This window comes from Curtobacterium sp. MCBA15_013 (genome assembly GCF_001865095.1).
Taxonomy (GTDB): domain Bacteria; phylum Actinomycetota; class Actinomycetes; order Actinomycetales; family Microbacteriaceae; genus Curtobacterium.
Genome location: NZ_MJGQ01000057.1, coordinates 2,598 through 3,650 on the forward strand (window position 1 = coordinate 2,598; position 1,053 = coordinate 3,650).

At 72.0% G+C, this 1,053-nt stretch carries 1 protein-coding gene and 1 riboswitch; the gene reads right to left on the reverse strand.

The annotated features are described in order from the left end of the window. Window positions 1-22: 22 nt before the first annotated feature. Window positions 23-724, reverse strand: coding sequence for a riboflavin synthase (locus tag BIV01_RS16910; protein WP_071303619.1), 702 nt, complete (start codon window positions 722-724; stop codon window positions 23-25). 91 nt (window positions 725-815) lie between these two features. Further along, window positions 816-950, reverse strand: a riboswitch (FMN riboswitch). Between the last annotated feature and the right edge of the window lie 103 nt (window positions 951-1,053).

Sequence of the window (1,053 nt, forward strand, 5' to 3'; positions counted from 1 at the left end):
GCGGGACGTGCCCCGGCGACCATCACCGTGCCTCCTGGCCGAGCGTGGCACCCGCGAGCGGACGCGCGTCGCCCTCGAGCGGACCCGTGGCACCCTCGAGCGGCCGCACCGCGGCGTCGAGCCGCAGCATCCGCCGGACGTGCCGGGCCAGGACGTCGGTCTCGATGTTCACCCGGTCCCCCGGCACACGGGCGCCGAGCGTGGTGGCCTCGAGCGTCTCGGGGATGAGGCTCACCTCGAACCAGGAGTCCGCGGCCGGGGTCTCCTCGGAGGACACGGCGCTGACCGTCAGCGAGACGCCGTCGATCGCGATCGAGCCCTTGTCGACGACCAGGGGGCTGAGGTCCGGCGCGAGCGAGAACCGGACGCGCCGCCAGCCGTCGCCGTCCGCGGTCTCGAGCACGGTGGCGGTGCCGTCGACGTGGCCCTGGACGATGTGCCCGCCGAGCCGGTCGCCGACCGAGGCCGCGCGTTCGAGGTTGAGCCGGTCGCCGACCGCGAGCGACCCGTGCGCGCTCATGTCGAGCGTCTGCTTCATGACGAAGGCCGTGAAGGTCTCCGGGGTCTGCTCGACGACGGTCAGGCAGACGCCGCTCGTCGCGATGGAGTCGCCGTGCCGGGCGTCCTGCACGACGACGGGCCCGCGGACGGTGAGCGCGACGGAGTCGCCGTGCTGCTCGACGGCGGTGACGGTGCCGAGTTCCTCGATGATGCCGGTGAACACTGGTGTCCTCTCAACGGGACTCCGGGGGCGTTCGACGATCGTCGGCATCGACGGACGGGTCCCACCCACGGATCGTGGGACGTCTCGTCCGCCAGCGCGCCTCCCATCCGGACTTTCACCGTCGGTCCCGGAGTTCCACCGGGTCAACCTCTGCCGGGTTCGCACCCGTCATCAGTTCGTGGACTGTCACCACCGGTTCGGACTTGCACCGACCCCGGAGCGCTTGCGTACCGGGAACGATACCCCAACCAGGTGACGGACACGTTGCGCCGGTTCCGTGGGCGTAACCGGACGTCGCGTGACCGCGCTGCGGTCCAGGAGGCGCGGTG